At 43.6% G+C, this 22,964-nt stretch carries 27 protein-coding genes and 1 pseudogene; 7 read left to right on the top strand and 21 right to left on the bottom strand.

Annotated features, from left to right (window positions below; translation table 11 throughout):
* Nucleotides 1-844: 844 nt before the first annotated feature.
* From AC0VYI_RS08180 to AC0VYI_RS08160, 5 genes are all read right to left on the bottom strand, one after another.
* Entirely contained in the window at nucleotides 845-1,447 is a 603-nt protein-coding gene (locus AC0VYI_RS08180) for a class I SAM-dependent DNA methyltransferase (RefSeq protein ID WP_475448567.1), read from the bottom strand.
* A gap of 227 nt (nucleotides 1,448-1,674) precedes the next feature.
* Complete coding sequence (locus AC0VYI_RS08175) at nucleotides 1,675-1,986, bottom strand: cupin domain-containing protein (RefSeq protein WP_475448565.1); 312 nt, start codon at nucleotides 1,984-1,986, stop codon at nucleotides 1,675-1,677.
* 244 nt (nucleotides 1,987-2,230) lie between these two features.
* Nucleotides 2,231-2,713, bottom strand: a complete 483-nt coding sequence (locus tag AC0VYI_RS08170) for a hypothetical protein (protein WP_475448564.1) — start codon at nucleotides 2,711-2,713, stop codon at nucleotides 2,231-2,233.
* Between the two features lie 92 nt (nucleotides 2,714-2,805).
* Nucleotides 2,806-3,408 carry a class I SAM-dependent methyltransferase gene (locus AC0VYI_RS08165; RefSeq protein ID WP_475448562.1) on the bottom strand — a complete coding sequence of 201 codons (603 nt, stop codon included), beginning with the start codon at nucleotides 3,406-3,408 and terminating at the stop codon, nucleotides 2,806-2,808.
* 160 nt (nucleotides 3,409-3,568) lie between these two features.
* Nucleotides 3,569-4,231, bottom strand: coding sequence for an HAD family hydrolase (locus tag AC0VYI_RS08160; RefSeq protein ID WP_475448561.1), 663 nt, complete (start codon nucleotides 4,229-4,231; stop codon nucleotides 3,569-3,571).
* Nucleotides 4,232-4,771: 540 nt separating this feature from the next.
* On the opposite strand from AC0VYI_RS08160, the gene AC0VYI_RS08155 reads away from it, so the two are divergent.
* From AC0VYI_RS08155 to AC0VYI_RS08140, 4 genes are all read left to right on the top strand, one after another.
* A complete protein-coding gene (locus AC0VYI_RS08155) occupies nucleotides 4,772-5,245 on the top strand; it encodes an organic hydroperoxide resistance protein (protein WP_475448559.1) in 474 nt (157 codons plus the stop codon).
* Nucleotides 5,246-5,250: 5 nt separating this feature from the next.
* Nucleotides 5,251-5,697 (top strand): MarR family winged helix-turn-helix transcriptional regulator, encoded by a 447-nt coding sequence (locus AC0VYI_RS08150; protein WP_475448557.1) that lies wholly within the window; start codon nucleotides 5,251-5,253, stop codon nucleotides 5,695-5,697.
* A 774-nt stretch (nucleotides 5,698-6,471) separates the two neighbouring features.
* Nucleotides 6,472-8,193 (top strand): ubiquinone-dependent pyruvate dehydrogenase, encoded by a 1,722-nt coding sequence (poxB, locus tag AC0VYI_RS08145; RefSeq protein ID WP_475448555.1) that lies wholly within the window; start codon nucleotides 6,472-6,474, stop codon nucleotides 8,191-8,193.
* A gap of 602 nt (nucleotides 8,194-8,795) precedes the next feature.
* Nucleotides 8,796-10,094, top strand: a complete 1,299-nt coding sequence (locus AC0VYI_RS08140; protein WP_475448553.1) for an MFS transporter — start codon at nucleotides 8,796-8,798, stop codon at nucleotides 10,092-10,094.
* Nucleotides 10,095-10,193: 99 nt separating this feature from the next.
* On the opposite strand, the gene AC0VYI_RS08135 is transcribed toward AC0VYI_RS08140, so the two are convergent.
* The 8 genes from AC0VYI_RS08135 to AC0VYI_RS08100 all read right to left on the bottom strand — a co-directional run bounded on the left by AC0VYI_RS08135 (nucleotide 10,194) and on the right by AC0VYI_RS08100 (nucleotide 14,494).
* On the bottom strand, nucleotides 10,194-10,754 hold the full coding sequence (locus AC0VYI_RS08135) for a GNAT family N-acetyltransferase (RefSeq protein WP_475448551.1): 561 nt from the start codon (nucleotides 10,752-10,754) through the stop codon (nucleotides 10,194-10,196).
* A 137-nt stretch (nucleotides 10,755-10,891) separates the two neighbouring features.
* On the bottom strand, nucleotides 10,892-11,134 hold the full coding sequence (locus AC0VYI_RS08130) for a glutathione S-transferase family protein (protein ID WP_475448549.1): 243 nt from the start codon (nucleotides 11,132-11,134) through the stop codon (nucleotides 10,892-10,894).
* A gap of 51 nt (nucleotides 11,135-11,185) precedes the next feature.
* Nucleotides 11,186-11,662: an alpha/beta hydrolase gene (locus AC0VYI_RS08125; protein ID WP_475448547.1), complete on the bottom strand. Its 477-nt coding sequence runs from the start codon at nucleotides 11,660-11,662 to the stop codon at nucleotides 11,186-11,188.
* 375 nt (nucleotides 11,663-12,037) lie between these two features.
* Nucleotides 12,038-12,571 (bottom strand): cysteine hydrolase family protein, encoded by a 534-nt coding sequence (locus tag AC0VYI_RS08120; protein ID WP_475448545.1) that lies wholly within the window; start codon nucleotides 12,569-12,571, stop codon nucleotides 12,038-12,040.
* Between the two features lie 15 nt (nucleotides 12,572-12,586).
* Nucleotides 12,587-13,018, bottom strand: a complete 432-nt coding sequence (locus AC0VYI_RS08115; RefSeq protein WP_475448544.1) for a GNAT family N-acetyltransferase — start codon at nucleotides 13,016-13,018, stop codon at nucleotides 12,587-12,589.
* Nucleotides 13,019-13,108: 90 nt separating this feature from the next.
* Nucleotides 13,109-13,471: a VOC family protein gene (locus AC0VYI_RS08110; RefSeq protein ID WP_131913636.1), complete on the bottom strand. Its 363-nt coding sequence runs from the start codon at nucleotides 13,469-13,471 to the stop codon at nucleotides 13,109-13,111.
* Between the two features lie 70 nt (nucleotides 13,472-13,541).
* Nucleotides 13,542-13,856, bottom strand: a complete 315-nt coding sequence (locus tag AC0VYI_RS08105) for a putative quinol monooxygenase (protein ID WP_475448541.1) — start codon at nucleotides 13,854-13,856, stop codon at nucleotides 13,542-13,544.
* A 137-nt stretch (nucleotides 13,857-13,993) separates the two neighbouring features.
* Entirely contained in the window at nucleotides 13,994-14,494 is a 501-nt protein-coding gene (locus AC0VYI_RS08100; RefSeq protein ID WP_475448539.1) for a GNAT family N-acetyltransferase, read from the bottom strand.
* 94 nt (nucleotides 14,495-14,588) lie between these two features.
* Between AC0VYI_RS08100 and AC0VYI_RS08095 the strand changes: the two are divergent.
* Nucleotides 14,589-14,716: pseudogene (locus tag AC0VYI_RS08095) on the top strand (IS110 family transposase); the annotation flags it as partial.
* A 117-nt stretch (nucleotides 14,717-14,833) separates the two neighbouring features.
* On the opposite strand, the gene AC0VYI_RS08090 reads toward AC0VYI_RS08095, so the two are convergent.
* The gene (locus tag AC0VYI_RS08090) at nucleotides 14,834-15,298 is read right to left on the bottom strand and encodes a GNAT family N-acetyltransferase (protein ID WP_475448537.1); all 465 of its coding nucleotides are present in this window, start codon (nucleotides 15,296-15,298) and stop codon (nucleotides 14,834-14,836) included.
* A gap of 142 nt (nucleotides 15,299-15,440) precedes the next feature.
* Complete coding sequence (locus AC0VYI_RS08085; RefSeq protein WP_475448535.1) at nucleotides 15,441-15,899, bottom strand: DUF1203 domain-containing protein; 459 nt, start codon at nucleotides 15,897-15,899, stop codon at nucleotides 15,441-15,443.
* An 82-nt stretch (nucleotides 15,900-15,981) separates the two neighbouring features.
* Between AC0VYI_RS08085 and AC0VYI_RS08080 the strand changes: the two genes are divergently transcribed.
* Both AC0VYI_RS08080 and AC0VYI_RS08075 read left to right on the top strand, forming a co-directional pair.
* Nucleotides 15,982-17,513 (top strand): IS3 family transposase gene (locus AC0VYI_RS08080; protein ID WP_475448533.1). Its coding sequence is split into 2 segments (ribosomal slippage): nucleotides 15,982-16,426 and nucleotides 16,426-17,513, totalling 1,533 coding nucleotides; the frame shifts between segments, so codons are not numbered across the junction.
* 622 nt (nucleotides 17,514-18,135) lie between these two features.
* Nucleotides 18,136-19,667 (top strand): IS3 family transposase gene (locus AC0VYI_RS08075; RefSeq protein WP_475448531.1). Its coding sequence is split into 2 segments (ribosomal slippage): nucleotides 18,136-18,580 and nucleotides 18,580-19,667, totalling 1,533 coding nucleotides; the frame shifts between segments, so codons are not numbered across the junction.
* 5 nt (nucleotides 19,668-19,672) lie between these two features.
* On the opposite strand, the gene AC0VYI_RS08070 is transcribed toward AC0VYI_RS08075, so the two are convergent.
* The 6 genes from AC0VYI_RS08070 to AC0VYI_RS08045 form a co-directional block, all read right to left on the bottom strand.
* Nucleotides 19,673-19,987 (bottom strand): VOC family protein, encoded by a 315-nt coding sequence (locus AC0VYI_RS08070; protein WP_475448529.1) that lies wholly within the window; start codon nucleotides 19,985-19,987, stop codon nucleotides 19,673-19,675.
* Nucleotides 19,988-20,103: 116 nt separating this feature from the next.
* The gene (locus tag AC0VYI_RS08065) at nucleotides 20,104-20,307 is read right to left on the bottom strand and encodes a hypothetical protein (protein ID WP_462766223.1); all 204 of its coding nucleotides are present in this window, start codon (nucleotides 20,305-20,307) and stop codon (nucleotides 20,104-20,106) included.
* Nucleotides 20,304-20,768 (bottom strand): hypothetical protein, encoded by a 465-nt coding sequence (locus AC0VYI_RS08060; RefSeq protein WP_475448527.1) that lies wholly within the window; start codon nucleotides 20,766-20,768, stop codon nucleotides 20,304-20,306. Before AC0VYI_RS08060 ends, AC0VYI_RS08065 begins: the two co-directional genes overlap by 4 nt.
* A 28-nt stretch (nucleotides 20,769-20,796) precedes the next feature.
* Nucleotides 20,797-21,561 (bottom strand): SLATT domain-containing protein, encoded by a 765-nt coding sequence (locus tag AC0VYI_RS08055; RefSeq protein WP_475448526.1) that lies wholly within the window; start codon nucleotides 21,559-21,561, stop codon nucleotides 20,797-20,799.
* Nucleotides 21,562-21,585: 24 nt separating this feature from the next.
* Nucleotides 21,586-22,071: a GNAT family N-acetyltransferase gene (locus AC0VYI_RS08050; protein ID WP_475448524.1), complete on the bottom strand. Its 486-nt coding sequence runs from the start codon at nucleotides 22,069-22,071 to the stop codon at nucleotides 21,586-21,588.
* 26 nt (nucleotides 22,072-22,097) lie between these two features.
* Nucleotides 22,098-22,907, bottom strand: a complete 810-nt coding sequence (locus AC0VYI_RS08045; protein WP_475448522.1) for a hypothetical protein — start codon at nucleotides 22,905-22,907, stop codon at nucleotides 22,098-22,100.
* Nucleotides 22,908-22,964 lie beyond the last annotated feature (57 nt).

Raw genomic sequence — 22,964 nt, 5'->3', positions numbered from 1 at the left:
GCAGTTGTTTTTTGGAGTGCAAAAATAATATGTTGATTTTAATGAAAAATTACATATCATTACTCTCTGTTAATGTTTTATTGCTGGCAGCTTGGCGCGGTATATCTACTTTGTCTTCTATTGCCAATCAACACCCTAAATCATTCGAGTTCACTCACCACATTTTTTTAATGTATGTTCATGACGAAACGCTTAAATAGAGCCTATGCTCTAGTGCATCTCCCATGACTATTCTGGATTTTTCTTCGTTAAACTCCGTGGCAAAAATACCGTGCTGACGGTTCTTAATGTGCCACTGCTGGCGCCTGTAATGATGCAGAGACTTATGATTAAGAGAGAACGAGTTCTGTAATACGACTGATCTATGGTGGTTTTACCATTGATTGTTTTGAACCACTCTACCGCCATAACACTGCATATCGTCGACCGCTTTTCGGGGAATTGGGGGGTAATTTTGCTGTCAGAGGGCCTTGTTTTCATTACTACGAGCAAGAGGGTTTGCGTGAACCAGAACACTCCAGTGCTGGGTACTGTGTTTACAGTAGGCACTCAATAGCATTAGCTGCCATATTCGCAATCTGAATGCGACGGGCTGAAGCTAAAGAATAGCCGCAATGCAGTAGCAGGCTTTTTACATGATTTGGTTCCAGAACCGAATGAAAGCTCTCAAGCAAACTGAGATAGAAAACAGGTGTACATGCTGTGTTAAGGGGTGGGCTAGTACACCTGAATCAACACTCATTTTCATAAGCTCTGGTAGTTTATGAACACAGAAAGCTCATATCAAAAACGACTAATTTGTTGATTTTAATCGATCTGTGATGAGGTTTGACAATCTGTGTTTCTACTTTCTCCCCGTCAGCAAAAACACAGAAAAATTACCATATGGTTTGCTGATGACACTGGCATCCTCCACTTTCACATCCCTAAAACCCGCTTTTATCGCTGACTCAGCAATTACATCACGCTCGAAACCAAAGTGGAAAACACCAGTATCTTCACCATGGAAGCTACCATCTTCTTTGTCCAAGTCGGAAATACCAATCACTCCTCCTTCATCAAGCATGGAATAGAACTTTTCGAACATAGCATCGATATGTTGCACATGGTGCATGGTCATCGAAGAGATAATGCCATCGAATGTCTGATCAATGGATGAAGACTCTAAATTCACTTCAAGAATGGCTAAATCACAGTGTAGCCCATCACGTTTCTGCTCAAGCTGTTCAATCATGGCTTTGGAAATATCTACCGCAGTGATTTTTTCAACATACGGCGCAACGCGCTCCAATAACAGCCCCGTACCCGCGCCAAAGTCCAATAAATGCATGCCCTTTTCTAGATCCAACCTTTCCACAATCAGGTTGGCGATATTGTCTACGTTTGAGACCCTTCTGCTCTCCTTTTCATAAGAAGCCGCTTTGTTTTTAAAATAATCTTTTGTCATACCACTTACTACCTATAGGAACATTCACATCCGAGTCTCACCTCAAGCATAGAACTTTCTCTTGATTGGTTTTACTCGATTAATTTGCCTTTAAACAGCAAAAGCCACTTTTTTGGCTAAAGGACTATTCATTCTGGTCTTATATAATGCCTTGCTAAGCGAAAAATCATGGTCGGTTATAATCTCGACGCGATGACCGACTGTAATTTTTCTGCTTAAACAACCAGTTATACGCTTCCTTCTGATTCTACAACTAATACCCTTGCCTCACCACGAGGGTGCGCAACATGCTCAGTACCAATAGATGCATAAAATATATCACCCATCTCTAAAACCGCTGATTTCTCAATTCCATTTTCTTTAAATAGCATTTCAACAACACCATCTAAAACAACAAACACCTCTTCACCATCGTTGATATGCCACTTATAAGGCTGATCAGTCCAATGTAAGCGCGTCGTAATGCCATTCATATTAGCGATATCTTTTGCCCCCCAAGCACGCTCAGGTTTAAACCCTTTACTTCTGATTATTTTCATAACGCCTCCAAATGGTCAATAAGCGTATAACACCCCGTAAAGCGATGAACAACGAGACGACCAATCCATTGTATCCTATACACCTAAACTAATTTGAAAAAAAATCGCCAAGCGTTAAGCATTGAGAATCGGCTTTAAAGGGTGTGTTATATGGCATTTTCCACTGAAGCTAACGACTTGAGAATAATAGCCTCCCCCAAAACCTAACACTGCCAACACGCCCCCATCATGTACTTAGGCCTTACTATAAGTTCACTTTAATAGATTCAAAAACCTTTATATACATGGACTTGTTTTCGTTATAGTCCTTGCGATTAGTAACCACTGCCATACCAACAAAGGCATTTTTCACCTGAACAGCAGCAGTGACATAATAGGTTTTCTCCGACTCACTCGGGTACGCAGTTTCATACTCACGCAAAACACCGTATTTAATTGGATAGACTTCACTTTGAGGGGTGTATAAGCCTTGTAATGACCAGAAGCGATACTCGGCAAACTCTTCCAAATTTCCGTCATTTTTAGTGAACGCATTATTAGTAATAGAAACGCTCCCATCTGGGCTAGAGATCGAAAGGAAGTCAGAGTCCGTTTTTTGCAACCAGCCGACAGGCGCTACCAACCCAAATGCACCATTTGGCGACGGATAATACTGCACATCCACCCCAGTACTTGCCATTGACGACCTGCCAATTAGCCCCAAAATCATGGCTTTGATTTTATCCATTCTGATTGACTCATAAGATCTATTGAAATTCCATTTTTTACAATAATAACAGGAAAGCAACGGAGTGCTGGATGTCCCCCTTTATTGCTTTGTTAGGCAATTTTTTGCGCCACTATGTAGGTGTGTAACTCTGGGTACTGGTCAAACTCTAAGTGCTTGATAGTACAACCATTATCAAGGAAAACCTTTATGAAGCCATTTGTTCCTAGAGATGAGTAATACATCATTGGCCCCATCGTATCGTCAGTGTGATTTCCTGGCTCATTAACTCCACCAAATGAAAATATCATGATGCCGTTGGGATTTAACGCACTTGCCAATTTTGATATCACACTAACTTGCTCATCCAATGGGATATGCCAAATACTATCCCAAGCGGTTATGAAGTCATATTTTTCTGATAATGGAGAGGAACAGATATCTTCTTGGTAGAAATTCCATTCTGGATTACGACTCCGAGCTAGTGCGATCATTTTCTCTGAGATATCTAAGCCTTCTGGCTTAAAGCCCTCTTTGGCTAGCAAATCCATTATTCTCCCAGTTCTTCCGCAACCAACATCAAGAGCCTTGCCTCTCGACTTTATAAAGTTTATGGCTCTTCTGTGTTGATCGATTCCGTTTTTCATATTAAACCGATCATCAGACCAAAGATCCGTAATTGTATCGTAGTTTTTACCTGTTTCTACAGGATTCATAATGTATTGCCTAATCCCTATTTAAGCCAAAATAAACTGCAGTAAAATTTAATATTATAATGTCGCATAGCGAAAGGGTAACATTAAATTAAATCGAAGGTTTACAGTCGACCTCAATGTTTTGTGATACTTCCATAAGATTGCTAGTGAACATCTATTTTCAGCTAATACTTTTTGCAAACTCTAGCAAACTGCTATACATACCTTCTAGATTATTATTAGATACTCTTCGATTTAACCATATGGAATTCCAATTTAATTGTTTTGATGCAAGATAGTCATTTTCGTAATCATCACCAACATACCAACATTCATCTGCTGAAACACCGGCTAATTTATTAGCATATTCAAATATTTTTGGGCTTGGCTTTGCCTCACCGACATTTGCGGGCGTAACAACGAAAGAAAAATAATGATCTATACGTAATTTTTTTAATTTCGACTTTTGTTGATTGAGATCCCCATTTGTAATAATACCCAACTTTTTAGAACGAAGGATATCTAAGGCCTCAATGCAATCAGGAAACAACTGCCATGAGTTTTGATAAAAAGAATAATATTCACTAAATAATAGATCCGCTTCTTTATCACTCTTGATGCCATGAATTACTGCCTTTATTCTTTCGCGCCGCTGTTCTTGAAAAGTTAATTCGCCTAACAAATATCTTTTCATGTGCTCACGAGCTACAGTATCCCAAACTTTGACGAAATCAGACTTCTCTGGAATCAATCGATCAGAGAACATGTCACAAAATTTACTGGCTGCTATATCCTGTGACGTTTTATAGTCAAACAACGTATCATCAATATCAAAAAAGATCATAAAAAATATTCCAGAAGTATAACTCCGACAACTCGCGCATCCTTAAAATGAAGGCAAAGCCGCAATGTAGTAGCCACCGCCGTGATTGGCATGCCTATGTGGAAACCTTAAATTCGGTATAAACGTCCTTAGCTACTGCAATGACTCTACGCCACCTTGGGTCCTTTAAAAGGTCGATCACTGCAACTGCATAACGCTGCCAAGCAACGAAGAGCTCGCGCTGCTACGACTATAACCCACCGTTAAACGGCGGCGTTTTATATAGGGAATGTGTTTTTTCATGGTGTGACCTCCCTGTTATATTCTGTCGCTGAAAACCAAGCTTAATCAGAGCCTCTTTTGCCAGATAACCTAAGTTCGCCACTATTTTGATCCTAACTTCTTATTTTTTAGCGCGATTCAACTCTTAAGGCAAGACTATTCCCTCAGAACACGAACCTTAGAATGTTGTGTTGGCGCTATCCAGCGACGACCATGCAGACGATCAGCAAAGGCTAGGTTTTCGAAAGTGAGGTTGACATATATATTGGAAGCCATATAATGGCTAAAAACTTAAATCACAATATCATCAAAGAGAGGCTTGATATGAGCACACTTTACTCAACAACTGTAAACGCTGTCGGCGGACGTTCTGGCACGGTCAAAAGTGACGATGGATTGTTAGAACTGCCACTTGCCCTACCCCAGAAACTTGGCGGCAAAGGCGATGCCACCAATCCAGAGCAGTTGTTTGCTGCGGGGTACGCCGCCTGCTTCGGTAACGCCGTGATTCACGTCACGCGAAACAAGGATCAGAAGGTTAAAGATGACGACATTACTGTGGTCGCTACTGTCGGTATGTCACCGAACGATGCAGGTGGCTTTGGTCTGACGGTTGCACTTGACGTCACCATCGTCGGAGTCAGTCAGGCCGTGGCAGAAGACGCGGTTGCTGAGGCACACCTAGCTTGTCCATATTCCAATGCGGTCAAGGGCAATATTGATGTCAAAATCACCGTCGAAGCGCAGCCGTAACAACTATGCCTGAGTCAAAAGAAAATTATCTTCTGCTGGAGAATCAGGTCTGCTTTCCGTTATATGCGGCAACAAACCTTTTGCAACGTCTGTACCGTCCCTTGCTCGCACCACTTGGGCTCACTTACTCCAAGTATCTGGTGATGCTCCTGTTGTGGGAGCACGAACGACTGACAGTCGGTGAGATCGGTGCCTGCCTTCATCTAGACAACGGGACGCTAACACCGTTACTGAAACGCATGGAGCGGGACGATTTCATCACCCGTCGACGCGATCCACAGGATGAAAGACGGGTTTTGATTGAGCTGACTGTTCACGGCGGGGAATTACGAGCGCAAGCTCTGGCCGTCCCTGAGAGGCTTGCCCAGGAAATTTCACTTCCGCCCGAAGACCTCGAATCACTACGTCGGTCAGCCATAACTTTGGTAAATCTTCTGGCCAAAGTGGATTGACTCCCGAGGAACATTGATGGTCCAAGAATCACGCAAATCTGTAGCGGCAGTGACCTAGCAGCCTCTAAAAACCCAAAGGAAGTGGGGGTTAAAGGCCGTATTGGACCTCCTAGGATCGGGCGGTTTAGTCGCCCGCAGCGGAGACACACGGCTGTGGGATCGTAATTAAGTTGATGACAAACCTTTTCGGTCACTACTAGGAAACTCACCGTAGGCACGTCTCGGAAACGGATTCTAACGAGGATGTCCCGATAGTTTCCTTATTTTGCTGATTCGGGTGATCGGCGAGTCTAGGGCGTAGCGCCGCAGAGACAGTGAATGTCACTGTGCGCGTAACGTGCAGACATATTGTCGACCCAGCCTCGGCGGTGCACAAAGCTTTCATCAGAGACAGAACCTTTGCCACACAAAAACGTCCTACGGATACACCGATATTGACTTATATACCGTAAGCAGGAAAGATAACGTCAATGCTGAAGAGAAAGAGAGAAGGTTTGTCGGATAAAGTCACGAAGAGCCCTTGAGGTCCGTCAAGCCAGCCAGCTGGGCTGACTAGACCTATAACAAATAACAATAAATTTAGCATTTTTATCCAGTCATTTCCCCTACACTACACTTTTCATGCGTTAAAGCGTCAGGTGCCCAAAATAAACAGAAAAGCGCTTGCCGGCGGCGTTACGTATATAACCTTAACCCGCTTCTGTTTCAGAAACCTTGGTCTAACAGCGACGCACAGTCCTAGTCAGACCTACTTAATCTTTTTGAGGAACCACTATGGCAAAAACAATTGCAGAGTTTCTGGTTGATAGTCTAGCCGACGCTGGCATCACCCGCATCTGGGGGGTCACCGGCGACTCTCTTAATGGTATTAGCGACGCACTGGAAAAGCACGAAAGCATACAATGGATTGGTACTCGTCATGAAGAAGTCGCTGCTTTTGCAGCAGGTGCTGAAGGGCAAATAACCGGTAAACTGACGGTCTGTGCCGGATCCTGTGGGCCGGGCAATATGCATCTGATAAACGGTGTCTATGACTGTCATCGCAGCCATGTACCTACTCTTGTCATCGCGAGCCATATACCTTCTAATCAGATTGGCTCAGGCTATTTTCAAGAAACCAATCCTAAAATGCTGTTCTCAGAATGCAGCGCATACTGTGAAATGATTACCTCACCACAGCAATTACCTTATGTCCTCGATGTCGCCATGCGAACCGCAATCCTGAAACAGGATGTCGCCGTTATCGTGCTGCCCGGAGATGTTGCACTGCTTGAAGCCCCTTCGACAAAAATGAACTGGCAGACACCTGAACGCCCTTCTGTGACACCTTCAACACAAAGTATCGATGAGATGGCGCGGTTACTAAATAATTCTAAAAAAATTACGGTTCTTGCTGGAGCAGGTTGTCAGGGTGCTCATGAGGAACTGCTGGCACTGGCAGATACCCTCAAGTCACCGGTGGTACACGCCATGCGGGGTAAAGAGCACGTTGAATTCGATAATCCCTACGATGTAGGCATGACTGGTTTGATAGGTTTTTCTTCTGGTTACCATGCTATGGAAAATGCTGATACGCTGATCATCTTGGGCAGTGCGTTTCCTTATCGAGAGTTTTATCCTCAAGAAGCAACCATCATTCAGGTAGACAGATCTCCCCTTGCACTGGGTGCGCACGCTAATATCGATCTTGCTTTACAGGGTAATGTGAAGGAGACGCTTCACGCATTGATGCCAAAGCTGAAGCGTCATGATGACACGAGTTTTCTGGAAGCTGCCCGTAAGCATTACCATTCAGCTAGGCAGGCCCTTGATAAGCTGGCATCCCCGTCGGATAACCGGAGTCTTATCCATCCTCAGTATCTGACCAAACTGATCAACGAACACGCCGAAGACAACACCATCTTCACCTGTGATGTCGGCACCCCTACCGTCTGGGCAGCTCGCTATCTGACAATGAATGGCAAGCGTCGCCTACTGGGATCGTTTAACCATGGTTCTATGGCGAATGCACTGGCCCAGGCCATCGGCGCTCAGAGTATCGATCGCCAGCGTCAGGTGGTTGCGTTATGTGGAGATGGCGGTTTTTCAATGCTAATGGGGGATTTACTTAGCCTTAATCAGCATAAACTGCCCCTTAAAATAGTTGTGTTTGATAATCGTTCGCTAGGATTCGTCGCCATGGAGATGAAATCAGCGGGATTCTATTCTCATGACACGGATTTGGATAACCCTGACTTTTCTGCCATTGCCCGGGGAGCTGGTATTGATTCTGCGTACGTGGAAAATGGCAGTGAACTGGAAGCGGCAGTAAAAACCATGTTAGCCAGTGAAGGGCCTTATCTGCTGTCAGTGAAAATAGCTAAACAGGAACTGGCAATGCCACCGAAAATAAAGATGCAACAGGCCAAAGGCTTCAGCCTCTATATGCTCAAAGCCATTCTGAACGGCGATGGTGATGCCCTTGTTGAACTGGGCAAAACCAATCTGCTTCGTTAATTGACCGGACTCACAAAATGTTTATCCGCTTTACATCGGCTTTACCACCGATACAACTGCGAGGCGGGTAAACATTTCTCATCAACGTTACGACTTAGAAAGGAAGTATTTACACCAAACGACACTGTGGAGGCATAGATCTCCTCAGTGAGACAATCATAACCCTAGGTTAGAGCAGGACTAAAAGAGCGATAAACCCTATCCCGCTAGGAGCATAACGAGGGCCAAAAGGTTAAAACGCGTATTCGACATTACTCAGTGTGAAGCTTGTAAGCAGAGCAATGCAAAGGTAATTGCTTGTATAACCGAGCTTGGCATTGTCCATAAAATATTGGCTCATCAAGATAAACAAGACTTACCTATCATCGCCAAATCGAGTCTGAGCAAATGACATTTATTGACGACTACACCATTCAAAGAAACTTTGAATTTGCTAGGCCAGTCAATTGTGTATAAAAAACAGGACGTATGTAGGAATATGGAAAAGAGGAGACATTTTTCATAGGCTGTACCTCACCCCAACGCCAAGGATAGTCAATAATATTAATTTAACTTATACTGGATTACCAAAAATAAGTACCTTTGTAAAGAAGGAAATAAAAATGACTACACCAAGCAAACAAACGCCTCAATCAGGCGACGCCACAAGCTTTCGCTGGATCATTGTGGCGATGCTCGCCGCAATCATCCTCATCAACTACATTGATCGTTCAGCAATCTCTTATGCAATTGGACCCATGTCGAAGGAATTGAGCCTCAGTGATGCGCAGCAGGGGATGATCCTTGGTGCCTTCGGCATCGGCTACGCCGTGACGACGCTTTTGGGTGGCATTCTGGTCGACCGATTTGGCGCACGGATCGTGCTATCGGTGTCAGTTGTCGCCTGGGCTTTGGCCACCGCCTTTATCGGCGTCGCCAGCAGTTTTATTCTGATCCTAGTCGCACGCGCGGCGCTCGGTCTTGCCGAAGGGCCAATGTTCCCAGGCCAGACAGGGGCCATTGCAAACTGGCTATCGGGACGGGAGCGCGGAAGAGCGCTGGGCTATTCGCTGGTGGCCGTGCCAATCTCGCTGGCCATCGGTGCGCCGATCGTCTCCTATATCACCGCACTCACTGGCTGGCGCGAGATGTTTCTCGTGCTGGGTGTTGTCAGCCTCCTATGGATGCCACTGTGGTGGGTCCTGTTTCGTAACCACCCCAAAGACAGTAACAAAGTGAATGAAGCCGAGATGGCAATCATCGCTGATAAGGAAACGCACGATCGCGACCCCGACGCCCCCGTCGTGGAGCATAAGCCCACAAGCTGGTCAAAACTATTGACGAACGGCACGCTTCTGGCAAACTACTGGGCGTTCTTCGTTTTCGGCTACTTCCTGTTCTTTTTCATGTCATGGCTGCCGGGTTATCTTGAAAAGACCTTTAAACTGTCTATCACCAGCGTCGGATGGTTCTCAGCCGCGCCCTGGGTTGCCGCTGCCGTCGCGCTGCTTCTACTTAGTAACCTATCGGATAAGCTTTTGCGGCTTACCGGCAAACTGCGCATTGCCCGTAGCTATTTGATTGCGGCTACGCAAGCGCTGGCGGCGCTGGTGATACTACCCGTTGCCTTCACCGACAACCTGACACTGGCCCTGATCCTTATCACCATTGCCGTCGCCTCGTCCATGAGCGCGAATTCCGCCTTCTACGCCATCAACATTGACGTCGCCCGCGACCGTTCCGCCACTGCACTCGGTATCATGGACTTCGGCTTCGCGATCTCCGGCTTTCTGGCACCGGCGTTGACTGGCTGGATCATTGGCCAAAGCGGCAGCTTCGCCGAAGCGTTCATGCTGATGTCAGCACTCGCGGCATCTTCCGTGGTCGTAACCCTACTCTTCCACCGCCCCGATAAAGCATAGAAGAGTCGATCACATACCCCGTGCCCAGTTTCATTGGGCACGGGACAGAATGTAGTGAGTGAGAAGTGAGATGAGACGCCGAACTATCGCTACGGTTGGCTAACGTTTACGGTTGGGACGAGCCCTAAACCCGTACTTGTTAATGTTCTGCCACTGGCTGAGAAGCAATTCATAATGTAAAAGTTTTCGATCACCAACCATTACCTCTTTTTTGTATTCAAAGCCATTTTTTGTCATAACCTTTCCGGAGGCAGGATTCTCTGGTAAGTGCCTCGCATAAATCAAATCGAGACCATATTCATAAAAACCATACTCAATCATTATGGCGGCAGCTTCTGTACAGTAACCATTTCCCCAGTAAGGAACACCAACCCAATAGCCTAAATTGCCGCACGCACCATCAATTTGAGTGATGCCAATTGTTCCTATGTGCTCTCCAGTCTTAGAAAGCTGAATGGCAAGAGAAATGGCTTCTCTGTTCTTGAACCAACCCTCATGTTTTGAAATCCACTCTTCAGCTATTCCATCTAAATATGGATGCGGAATGTTGGCGGTCATATCAGCAATAATTTTATCGCCAGCTAATCTTTGTACATTTGCCGCATCTAATAATTGATAAGGACGAAGGACAATCCGTTGCGATTCAAGTGTTGGTATCAATTTCTATTTCTCCAAATATTAGTGCCGCGCTAAGCAGTGAGCAACGCGACCAGCCAATCTAAACCATTGTGTCGTAAACACTAAAGCTGATTGAAACCAAAATTGATAAGCATTGTAAATCAGCCTTAAACGCTTTGTTATGAGTATGATTTAAATGGTGCGAGATCCATACCTTCGATGCCACAAACAGCCTTAACTGTTGGATTTGCACAAGGCCGATTCAAGTACGCCGCTAAATGATTGAAAGTAAGTGGCGATTTCTCTATTGGTAATGACCACTCCGCCAGCATAAACAGGAAGTAATTCGTCGATATGCATACATATTGCGGATACTCATAACGCCAGCCACCAACCGCACGAGGTACGAGCATCGGCTGCATGGCCTTGTTTCCATGTTCCTGGTTACATGCGGCTTACCATGACAGCGCAGCTTAACTCAACAGGAACTTGCAAACTTCACTTGAGTGCTCCTGAAGAAATGCTTGCTTGTTTGACAACGGCTCCGTGATTTGTGGTGGAGTCTGATCCATAAATGAGAAATGACCTGCACCTTCAGTTATGCGAACATCCACGGTTTGCCAGTCAAGCATGGCATGAGCCAACCATTCAGTTTGGGCAGGAGGAGTGATGCTATCCTCCGAACCTACCCATGCCAACATTGGAATCCTTAATGCATCAAGCGCGCCAGGAGCCTGGAAGAATCCAGTGGGAGGAGCCAATAGAGCGAGCCGGGTAAATCGGCTATCCGGTGCGATATTGACGCGCCGACCAAGCCCTAACCACATTTGTCCACCCGCCAGAGCGATAAGGGTAGCTGCGCCGATTGAGTGCCCAACACCCACAGCGGTTGTGCCAGATTGAAGAAATTTGTCAAGCGCAAGAGATAAGCGCCTCGCCCGGAGGGTCAAATCTGTTTCCCTAGGCATTGGTGTGGTGAGTCGTTCGAAATGTGGTGCAATGACCGTGAACCCTGATTTAACTAGCGAACCCAAGAGCGATGTGTGGCGTTCCGGTTGACCACCCGACCCAACAGCAAAAAGAACAACCGGGGAAGCGGTTGTTGCTTCGTATACCGAGACTTCAAACGACTCCGCCCCATCTTGCAATACCTGTGTATGTATCAAAAACTCACTCCTTACATTGGTTGAGCTAATACAGATAATGTAAACCTGTTAAGTGGCCGCCAAATACCACAAAACCTAAATAAACCGCCGTAAACATGGTGCAAACTTTGAAGTAAATTCGCCACATGTTGGCAGTCCGTCATGAACAGCTTGTTAGCCCTATGCCCACAGACTGTCTGCCTCAACCGCTTCTATTTTGACTCCGAAACTCGAAATATTGGGCAAGGTAGCATTGTGGTGCTCTCGAATTTGAGCGCCACTGGCATGCTTCTTGTCATGGGTTGTATGAGCATCCGAAACCAAAGTTACAGAATAACCCAAACCTGCTGCTCTACGAATGGTAGTATCAACGCAAAACTCAGAGGCATAGCCACACACAATTAAGCTATCGACGTCTAACTCGTTCAAAACATTTTGAAGATTTGTATTCAAGAACGAGTCTGGAGTCGTTTTACGAACGAAATGATCACAAGCCTGTGTTACTAAGCTCGACTGTAATGCCCAACCTCCGCTCTCATATTCAATGAGAGAGTTCGGTTGTTCATGTTGGATGAAAATGACAGGAACTGACTTAGCTCGCGCCAATTTGGTAACTTCATTAATTTTGTTTAACACCACTTTTGATTCAAATGGTTGAGGCTCTGGGTCGAACAAAATACTTTGCACATCAATAACAAGAACGGCTGATCTCATAAAAGTTTTCTTTTGTTAGGCGGTTGCACGCATTTCATATGTTGTCAGTGTATCCATGTACGGCTTAAAACCAAGCTTCTGATAAAGTTCCTTTGCTGGATTTGAGCGGAATACGCTTAATTTTACAGAAGCACCTTTAGAAAAAGCCCTTTCTAGAATGTCAGTAATAACTCTTTTTCCAATACCTTGACCACGCAAACAAGCATCTATCTGAATTTGAATTAATTCCCAATCATTACCTTCTTCAACAACCTTTATTAATCCACCGATTGCTCCATCAACCAGTATTATCTTTGCGCAGTCGAAACGATATTCGATTCTTCTAACGTGATCGGCATCATCTAGCAACCCCCCTTCAGCTTCCAGATGGGGCGTCATCGACTCTTTTCTCAAAGAAAATAGGTAAGCAAAATCTTCTTTCAAAGCCTGTCTATATGTTATTTTCAATTTTACACTAACCCCTTTGTACACGAGCGAAAAACGAACGCCAGTGAATTGTGAGTCCAAAGCCTGGTAAGTGCTGCGTGCTACAACTTGTTAAATTTTTTCCATGAATTCAAGTCTATTACCAAATGGATCTCGAATATCAAAGCGTTTATAACCTTTGATTTGAGTATTTTCCATAACTTCAACATTATTGCATTGAAGCAATTCACGCATGCTTTGTTCGTCTTCAATTTCAAAAGCCACATGCGCTTTTGACTTATGTCGATTTTCTAAGTCTTCTATGCCTAAATGAAGCTGAGTTGAACCAACTTTTAACCAAAGGCCGCCATTACGCTTTAGCACTTCCGGCTTCTCCAATTCAGTTAGTCCTAGTAATTCACAATAAAAAAGGCGTGCTTGCTCTTCTGCCCCCTTTGGAATACTGATCTGTACGTGGTTTATTCCGAAGATCATTTTACGACTCCCCTAGATTTAACACCTGAATTAATCCGCGCTGCAGAGCGGCGTTGGCTTGAATGAATAGTTAGGACACATTAATGGGAAGCGCTGCATATGGATGGACTAAAATGCGCATAGGCGGCTCGGCCAAAAGATCGATGATCTCGTCGCGAAGTTCGTCAGCGAGCGGGCTATTCTCATAGTTGGCTTTAGCTTCGTCGGATTTAAAGACCTCAACGTTCCAAAGGATGTCTGGATCTCCGTCCTCACGAGCAATAATGAATCGATCGGAAGCCCCAGATTTCGTCATTCCAGCGCTAGCTAATTCGAAAAGCTTGTCGCCTAGGCCCGGTTTTGCTCGCATTTTGATAATGTAAGCGGGTTGATCTTGAAGTGCCATAAAGTCTCCTATAAGTCCTAACGCCCAATTAAGTGGTGAGCAACACTACCAACTAACCTAAACTACTACACCGTAAACACCAAAACTCGACTTGATCTGATAACACCCAGTGTTGCAAATCTCTCTTAAACGCTTTGTTATAACCGTTTTTCCATGCGCAGAAGACCCCACTCTTCACCTTGAAATGACCTAGTACCTACTTCATGCGAGGTGACAGAAAACCCCAATGACTCATAGCAGTTCCTAGCCACTGTATTTTGCTCAAATACTCCAAGTGTCAAGACGCTAGTTGCGTACTTTTCTTTTGCTAACTCAATTAACTGCCCTAGCATTTGCTTAGAAATCCCCTGACCACGAAAGCCATTTGATACGAATACTCGACAGATTCGGAAATGGGACTCGGCTACTTTGAAGAGTTCGACATAGCCTGCGCTTTCCCCTGAAACGACAAAGATAAAAGGAAACACTTCAGGCTGAGAACAATGTTGGCTAATTTGTTCGGAACTCAAGGGAAACTCGAACTTTGGACCACCCCATAGGTAGTTCAATTTCTCCGAGTCAATCCAGCTAATAAGTAACTCGTAGTCTTCCTTTTCAAATGCTCTAAGTTTCATTTCTTCCTCAAAGGTTATAGACATAATGACTCCCCACGAGGCTAGCCTCCAATTCCGTGGGTTAGTGTAAAACCAGAGCCATAATGAATGTGTCAACAACTAAATAATGGAGGCTAGCATGATTGAACATAGCATAGTTTTTATTGGGTTGGACACTCACAAAGAGTTTATTGAGATCGCCTATATCGAAGGTCAACGCAGAGCGACACCTACCATTTCGGACGTATATCAAGCTCTAAGGTGGCTAACGTCTTTGTCAGTTACAAAGTAGCTGACACCATATTTTACGAAGCAAAATTCGTGACAGTTATTTTGTCAATTGAAGCGTTTTTTTCTACTGCCATTTCTGGCACTAATTCTTAACTATCTATTCGCCTCAAGTACCATTCTTGTTTCTCGGTAAAGCTTACCTTTGTGCTCGTACTCAAAGTTATCCTGTCGTTTAAAACCGAATGATTCATACAAGTGAATAGCAACTTTGTTCCCTAATTCTGCACTTGTATACAGTGTAACATTGCCGAATTTTGCATTAAAAAACGTCAAGAAGACTTTAAGTGACTCTTTTCCGTACCCCTTTCCTTGGTATTCACTGCCAATCATAAATCGACTCATTGACCACCCATTAATTTTTTTATCGAAATCAAAAAGAATAAAGCCAATAAATCTCTCGTCATCATAGATTCCTAAGGGATACAAATCTGGTTCATACGCCGCTTCAACTAAAGAAACAATGTTAGGTGCTACGTAATCCTGTTGATCTGAACTAACTTTCAAATCAATACATTCTTGATAATTTGTTCGGTCTATTTCTTTTAATTTAATATTCATTCTTTACTTCCATTTGAATGATTTTTTGGTGATGCTCAATTCAAAGCTGTAGAACGCCCACTTAAGCGGACAAAAATAGTTGGTTAAAATGTGAAGCGAAGCGGAACCTAACCAACTGTTTTTGTTCCGTTTGAAGTGCTTGTTAGGCTCGATGCACACTACAATTGAAGCAACCTGGATTTGCATTATGAATATGAATATATTCAACTTCCTTATTCTGAAATTGCCTATCAATTGTAGATTCTAGCTCTGTTCCTTGTGCCACTTCAGCTCCGATCATTAGATTTTCATAGTTGTAAGCTCTAAGTGAAAGCAATCTATGTCGTAGCATTTTAGGTACTTCATTAATATTTAATTTAACTGTTGAAGCATTTTCTCGGATAAATATCGGTCCAGATGCCTTGTAAGGTGAATTGACATTATGATGACAGAAAGATAATGCTAACACTCTCTCACCAATTTTTGCATCCGAGAGAGAAACACGACAGGGATATCCCGGTTCAGAATCTACAGTCAACCAAGCTGCATCAACACGTTTTAATTCTTCATTATTTTTGAGCATTAGATCATGAAAGCTATCCATAGTTAGTGCTTTTATCAAAAAATCAGTTGCCCCCTGTGTCAGGGTAGTTGTCGCCTCATTTGATATTATAAAACAGACAGGGGACGGTAAGTGAAAACCAGTGGATTACCAAAGACATTCAAGTGCCTTTAAAGAAGCCATCTTACAGAAACTCATTCAAAGCGAGTTGTCGAGACGTGAGTTTGCCGAACAGGAAGGCATTAAGCTCTCTACCCTGTATAGTTGGCAAAAGCAATTCAACACATCAGGATTTAGCGAGTCAAAAGTGAGTTCATCAGATAAGTGGTCAAATGAAGAAAAGTTTGCTGTCGTACTTGAAACCGCCGTCTTGTCTGAAGCGGAGCTTAATGAGTATTGCCGTGTGAAAGGCCTGTACCCTGAGCAAGTAAAACAGTGGAAACAGGCTTGTATTGCTGGGAATACAGTGAAAGAGAAGAAAAAGACCACGGCTGAGCAACAGTCGGATAAAAAACGTATTAAAGAGTTAGAGCGAGAACTGAGAAGAAAAGAGAAAGCGTTAGCAGAAAGTGCAGCGTTACTTGTGCTGGGAAAAAAGTTCGATGCCTATTGGGAGGAAAAAGAGGACAGCTAATCACGCTGGCCGATAGGCAAAAGTATTCGCAGTGGATCCGTCATGCGGTCGAGTCCGGTGCACGGCAAGGGCCTGCCTGCGAGGTGATTGGATTATCGGTCAGGACGTTACAGCGTTGGTGTAGTGAGGGTTCTATTGGGGAGGATAGAAGAGTCACATCGACAAGGCCCGCCCCAGCGAACAAACTGAGCGAGGTAGAACGGCAGATGATGATTGAGGTCTGCAACCGTGACGAGTTTGCTTCGTTACCACCCAGCCAAATCGTGCCTATATTGGCCGATAGAGGTGAGTATATCGCCTCAGAATCCAGCTTTTATCGTCTCTTAAAAGCGGAAAATATGCTCCATCACAGAGGAAAAGCAGCACCAAGGAATGTCCATAAAAAGCCCACGAGCTACACGGCTAAAAAAGCCAATGAGGTGTGGAGTTGGGACATTAGCTATTTGCCAACCACGGTGATTGGTCAGCATTACTACCTGTACATGATAGAAGATATTTACAGTCGAAAAATAGTGGGTTGGGAAGTGCATCATCAAGAAACGGGAGAGCATGCCGCCGATTTACTGGAGCGCAGTGTCTGGGTGGAAAGATGCTTTAAAAAAGACCTCGTCTTACACTCAGATAACGGTGCCCCCATGAAGAGTTTAACGATGAGAGCGAAAATGTATGATCTTGGTGTTGTGACCTCTCGAAGTCGACCAAGGGTGAGTAACGACAACCCGTACTCAGAATCGCTGTTTAGAACGGTGAAATATCACCCTAGATGGCCGTCAGAGGGATTCAGAACCCTAGAAGATGCGCGAGAGTGGGTCAAAGAGTTCGTGTATTGGTATAACCATGAGCATCGCCATAGTCGAATCCAGTTTGTCACGCCCAGCCAAAGACATGCTGGGCTTGATAAAGTGATATTAGCAAAGCGAGCGAACTTGTATCAGCAAAAAAGGAAAGAGCGTCCTGAGCGTTGGTCAAAAGCAGAAAGAAACTGGCAGCCAATAGGTGATGTGGAATTAAATCCAGAGCAACACAAAGACGCTGCTTAATTATTTTAGGCGACAACTACCTTGAAAAACGCCGGTTGTCATTTATTAAACCTCTTTATATAAAGTGTTCTAATTATAAACACCTATTTATTTAATACTCGCCATATTTGGACATGACGCTTGAATTATTTTAGAGCCTAACTACTAAGCGGTTATACAGTGGCGAAGCCATGGCTATAACCTTCTGTTGAACGGTCACGTTATCTATAGGGGATTTGCTTTTTCAGAATTGGCGACGTCCCTGTTAATATCGCAGTGCTTTTTCTCTCTTGCTAAGGGATATTCCCAAAATTTAGGCGTGATTTACGTTTATTTTTTATCACAACTTGACTCTTTTTACTCGAATCCTAAGCATTAGGCAATCCTCAGGCTCCATCAAGTTACAATGGGTGTCCCATTAGGATTCCTGTTTTCATGACTTAGACTTTTCACCAAGATATTGCGAAAACCTCAAGAGGTAACCATCTGGGTCTTGCACTAAAAACTCGCGCTGCCCAGAAAGGCTATGGCCAACGTCATACCATGTATCTTTCTGTTCTTTGAACAATGATATCCCCCTGTGTCAGGATAGTTGTCGCCTCATTTGTTATTATAAATAGACAGGGGACGGTAAGTAAAACCAGTGAATTACCAAAGACATTCAAGTGCCTTTAAAGAAGCCATCTTACAGAAGCTCTACCAAAGCGAGTTGTCGAGACGTGAGTTTGCAGAACAGGAAGGCATTAAGCTCTCTACCCTGTATAGTTGGCAAAAGCAATTCAACACATCAGGATTTAGCGAGTCAAAAGTGAGTTCATCAGATAAGTGGTCAAATGAAGAAAAGTTTGCTGTCGTACTTGAAACCGCCGTCTTGTCTGAAGCGGAGCTTAATGAGTATTGCCGTGTGAAAGGCCTGTACCCTGAGCAAGTAAAACAGTGGAAACAGGCTTGTATTGCTGGGAATACAGTGAAAGAGAAGAAAAAGACCACGGCTGAGCAACAGTCGGATAAAAAACGCATTAAAGAGTTAGAGCGAGAACTGAGAAGAAAAGAGAAAGCGTTAGCAGAAAGTGCAGCGTTACTTGTGCTGGGAAAAAAGTTCGATGCCTATTGGGAGGAAAAAGAGGACAGCTAATCACGCTGGCCGATAGGCAAAAGTATTCGCAGTGGATCCGTCATGCGGTCGAGTCCGGTGCACGGCAAGAGCCTGCCTGCGAGGTGATTGGATTATCGGTCAGGACGTTACAGCGTTGGTGTAGAGAGGGTTCTATTGGGGAGGATAGAAGAGTCACATCGACAAGGCCCGCCCCAGCGAACAAACTGAGCGAGGTAGAACGGCAGACGATGATTGAGGTCTGCAACCGTGACGAGTTTGCTTCGTTACCACCCAGCCAAATCGTGCCTATATTGGCCGATAGAGGTGAGTATATTGCCTCAGAATCCAGCTTTTATCGTCTCTTAAAAGCGGAAAATATGCTCCATCACAGAGGAAAAGCAGCACCAAGGAATGTCCATAAAAAGCCCACGAGCTACACGGCTAAAAAAGCCAATGAGGTGTGGAGTTGGGACATTAGCTATTTGCCAACCACGGTGATTGGTCTGCATTACTACCTGTACATGATAGAAGATATTTACAGTCGAAAAATAGTGGGTTGGGAAGTGCATCACCAAGAAACGGGAGAGCATGCCGCCGATTTATTGGAGCGCAGTGTCTGGGCGGAAAGATGCTTTAAAAAAGACATCGTCTTACACTCAGATAACGGTGCCCCCATGAAGAGTTTAACGATGAGGGCAAAAATGTACGACCTTGGCGTAGTGACCTCACGGAGTCGACCAAGGGTGAGTAATGACAACCCGTATTCAGAATCGCTGTTTAGAACGGTGAAATATCACCCTAGATGGCCGTCAGAGGGATTTAAAACCCTAGAAGATGCGCGAGAGTGGGTCAAAGAGTTCGTGTATTGGTACAACCATGAGCATCGCCATAGTCGGATCCAGTTTGTCACGCCAAATCAAAGACATGCAGGGCTTGATAAAAAGATCTTAGCGAAGCGCTCGAACTTGTATCAGAAGAAGAGGAAGGATCATCCTGAGCGTTGGTCAAAAGCAGAAAGAAACTGGCAGCCAATAGGTGATGTGGAATTAAATCCAGAGCAACACAAAGACGCTGCTTAATTATTTTAGGCGACAACTACCTTGAAAAACGCCGATATCCCAGCTAACTTGAGACGTTCATAAACAGGTTCGATGTTCGATAGTTCAATTTGAAAATTTACACCACGCCCGAACGGCGCTTCTAAGCTTCCTGTAGCCCAACCGTTATCATGAATTTGCTCCAACATGATTTGTACTTGTTCAAATTCGATGTAAGCAAAATCTGGTTTTGTTCTTTGACTTCTAACCTTAAACCCTAAGATTTCACAGTAAAAATTCAGTGATTTTGAGAAGTCTGATACCGATAATTCTGGCACCATTGGATTCCAATATTCTTCCATACAATCCTTAATATGTGTGATGAACTCTACTGCGTTATAACGATTTAAATAAGGGGCTGGCGCGTAGCGACAGTCCCAGCGACCAGAGGGAGCGAACTTAATTTTTTTGTTAGATTTCAATCTCCGGACTTGTTGGTTGGTTTATCTTTACCAAAATAAAAACCAATTATTGTACCTACAATTCCTGAGAAAACAGCAGAAAACTCCTTCATTATCTTTGTACCATCTTGGACTCCGCCAAGAAGTAATAATGCGGAAACTATGAAAACACCAACTACAATTGTAATCGCCAAAACAGCTCTAACAGTTTCAATATTCATGCTTGCTCCTTGATTGCGAACTGAACCTTTCTTATTAAGTCAGCTTCTATATCGGGATCAAAAGAAGAATCATCTTTATTTCTCCACTCAGCTCTACCTTTCTGTTTCTCAAAAACCGTAGTCGTTATCTTTGCCCATAGGGGCTGACCTTCTGCCTGTATAACTCTAATTGATATAGCAATTTTTTCCTCCCACATAGGCCCGAATCCGAAGATTCCCTTAGCTTCAGAGTCGTAAGCATTACTTTCACAAGTCAACAAGTAGACATCATATTCATCAGTTGTAGGTTCCTCTGAGCAAAGATATATAGTAGATAAGCTGCTCCATAAATTATTTTTCAGTAATGGCACATTATTGTGTGGAACTTCAACAAACAACTGAGCATCGCGGATAAGTAATATTGAGCAAGAGCTCAAAACTATTAATAAAAATAGCAATATAAAAAGTTTAGTCTTGCTCAAAGTATCCTCCTTGAAATCTAACGCCGCGCTAATGGGCGCCGATTTTTGGCGTCCCAGCAGGCATCACCTGCGAATTGAGCGCCTTGTTAGCTGCTTGCTCGACGGCAGTGCCGTTTAAGTATTTGGGTAATACGCTTGTTGCACCCATCATATCTGTTATAAAAGTTACTTCAGCGGCCAACAAAACGATTGGTAGGATAAATGGAATGAAGCGATGCAAGTGAGAGCCTACATATAATTTAAATCGATATAATCCCGTATAAAAATAGTCCCTATCCATTTCCAATGTAGCCAAACCATAATCGCTTCTAGTGTGGTTTTCTGTATCTGTCACAATATCTGAGTAGCGATCTTGATATGTGGTTAGATCTTCATCTGAAAACTTTTCATTTACTTCTCTATCTTTATCTATTGCTCGAATTAATTCTTTCAGCTTATCCCCACACTCGGTCAATGTCTCAGCTCTGACTTCGTATCTAGCGGTTCCAATGACGACTGAATATACAAGCACCGCCACTGCCAAAAATATCTGCATCATACTCAGAACATTAGACTCAAAAGCTAACTTAACTCCTGAGGTTTGCATCAGGGGCACAAAAATCAAACCGAGAGATAGAGAGGTTGTAGTAAAAAAGGCAAACTTCCCTTGTCTTTGAAGCCTCACTGCCGCGTTATAGCGACACTTAGCTGTCACTCTCATACTCATTTGTAGCTTTTCGGCAGCATCTTTAACTGGTCGCTCTCTTTCACCCAGAGAGAATAACCAAATCCAAATATTTTTAATTGTTTCCATAATTTCTCACGAACAGCTAACGCCTCAATAACCGGCGCAGCTTGCTGCGTCCTTCTTGCTTGATTTGTTAAGTTTAAACTCCATAGGTTGGTATTTTAAGCCAGATTTTTCATCTGGCTGGCCAATACAAACAAAACCATATTTGAGATAAGCGGGTACCGAATTAGTCGACGCGCTCACTGTGAGAGTACCTGTCCTAGCATATGCAATTACTTCTGAGAACAACTTTCTTCCGATGCCTCTATTTTGTGACTTCGGATCTACAAACAGCATAGCTAAATGACGGCCTTCCTTTAACTCAATGACACCTTTCAGCTCTCCATTGTCCTCAAATACGAGAATGTTATTGTCGCCTTTGAGCCGACTTAAAAAGCTATCAACACTCGCAATGCCCCGGAATGTATCAACTCCTTCGCTTGAAAGGCTTGGTGCGACAGAACACATGAAAGCATCCATGCATATAGAGCTCACTCTTGCTAAATCTTCCTGCTCAATCTTTCTTATGTGCACCTATAACTCCTAAGAAACTTAACGCTTCAAGCAGGGGCGCAGCTTTTCTGCGTCCCTTGCCTTGACTTGTTAGATTGTTCTATAAGATTATTCACATCTTTCATAATGTTATTAAATTCGCTATCGTTTCCATTATTCTTAAAGACAAAGTGAGGGGGAACTAATGATTTTCCAGCTGCATTTCTGTACGTTCCAACTACAGCTATATTTTCAGTTGCAACTATAGACATCGTAAAGTTAAAGCCATACTGATAGATATCTAGCTTGTTTGTGGCAGGTGAATTTTTATGAAATGACAAATAGTCATTTATAGACTCTCTAATTTTACGACCATAGTACCCTTCTTCAGTTTTCTTGTTTCGGCTGTTCAAAACTCCTTCAGATTCAGATTCATCTGACATAAGAATTACAACTGTTTGTTTATCTTCCAGTGAAAATCTCCTTGAGAGATCTTTAGAATTATTAGTAAAAAAGTTTTTCCCATCATTCATAACGATATAGAGCTTATCAGAATTAACTAAGTCAATACCTAAGTTGTTCATACTGTTTTCATAGGTGACCTTATGGAGACCGATATCATCAAATTCTAGTAATTTCGGAAAGCTCTCTTTCAACAGACCTTTTACTTCATAGCTGGTACTTTCGCCAATTTTCTTATTGATAAAGTAACTAACAGTCAAACCAACAAATAAAGCGGTTCCAATTGAAAGCAGCACCTTTTGATATGGTTCTGGGACTTTAAGAAAAATCGGAATAACAACAAAACATAGAAACGCAATAACTCCCCAAAGAGCAAAGTTTTTCTTTGTTAAATCGGTAAAATTTGGAGACTTCATAATTACTTTATACTTCCTGTGTATTTGTCTTTCAATCTAACGCCCCGCTAAACGGCG

The organism is Marinomonas sp. 63XJN7_9_ISO-PGPR-S23-217 (assembly GCF_056173515.1).
Note: the sequence above shows the minus strand (reverse complement) of the source record. Positions and strands in the feature narration are given on the sequence as shown.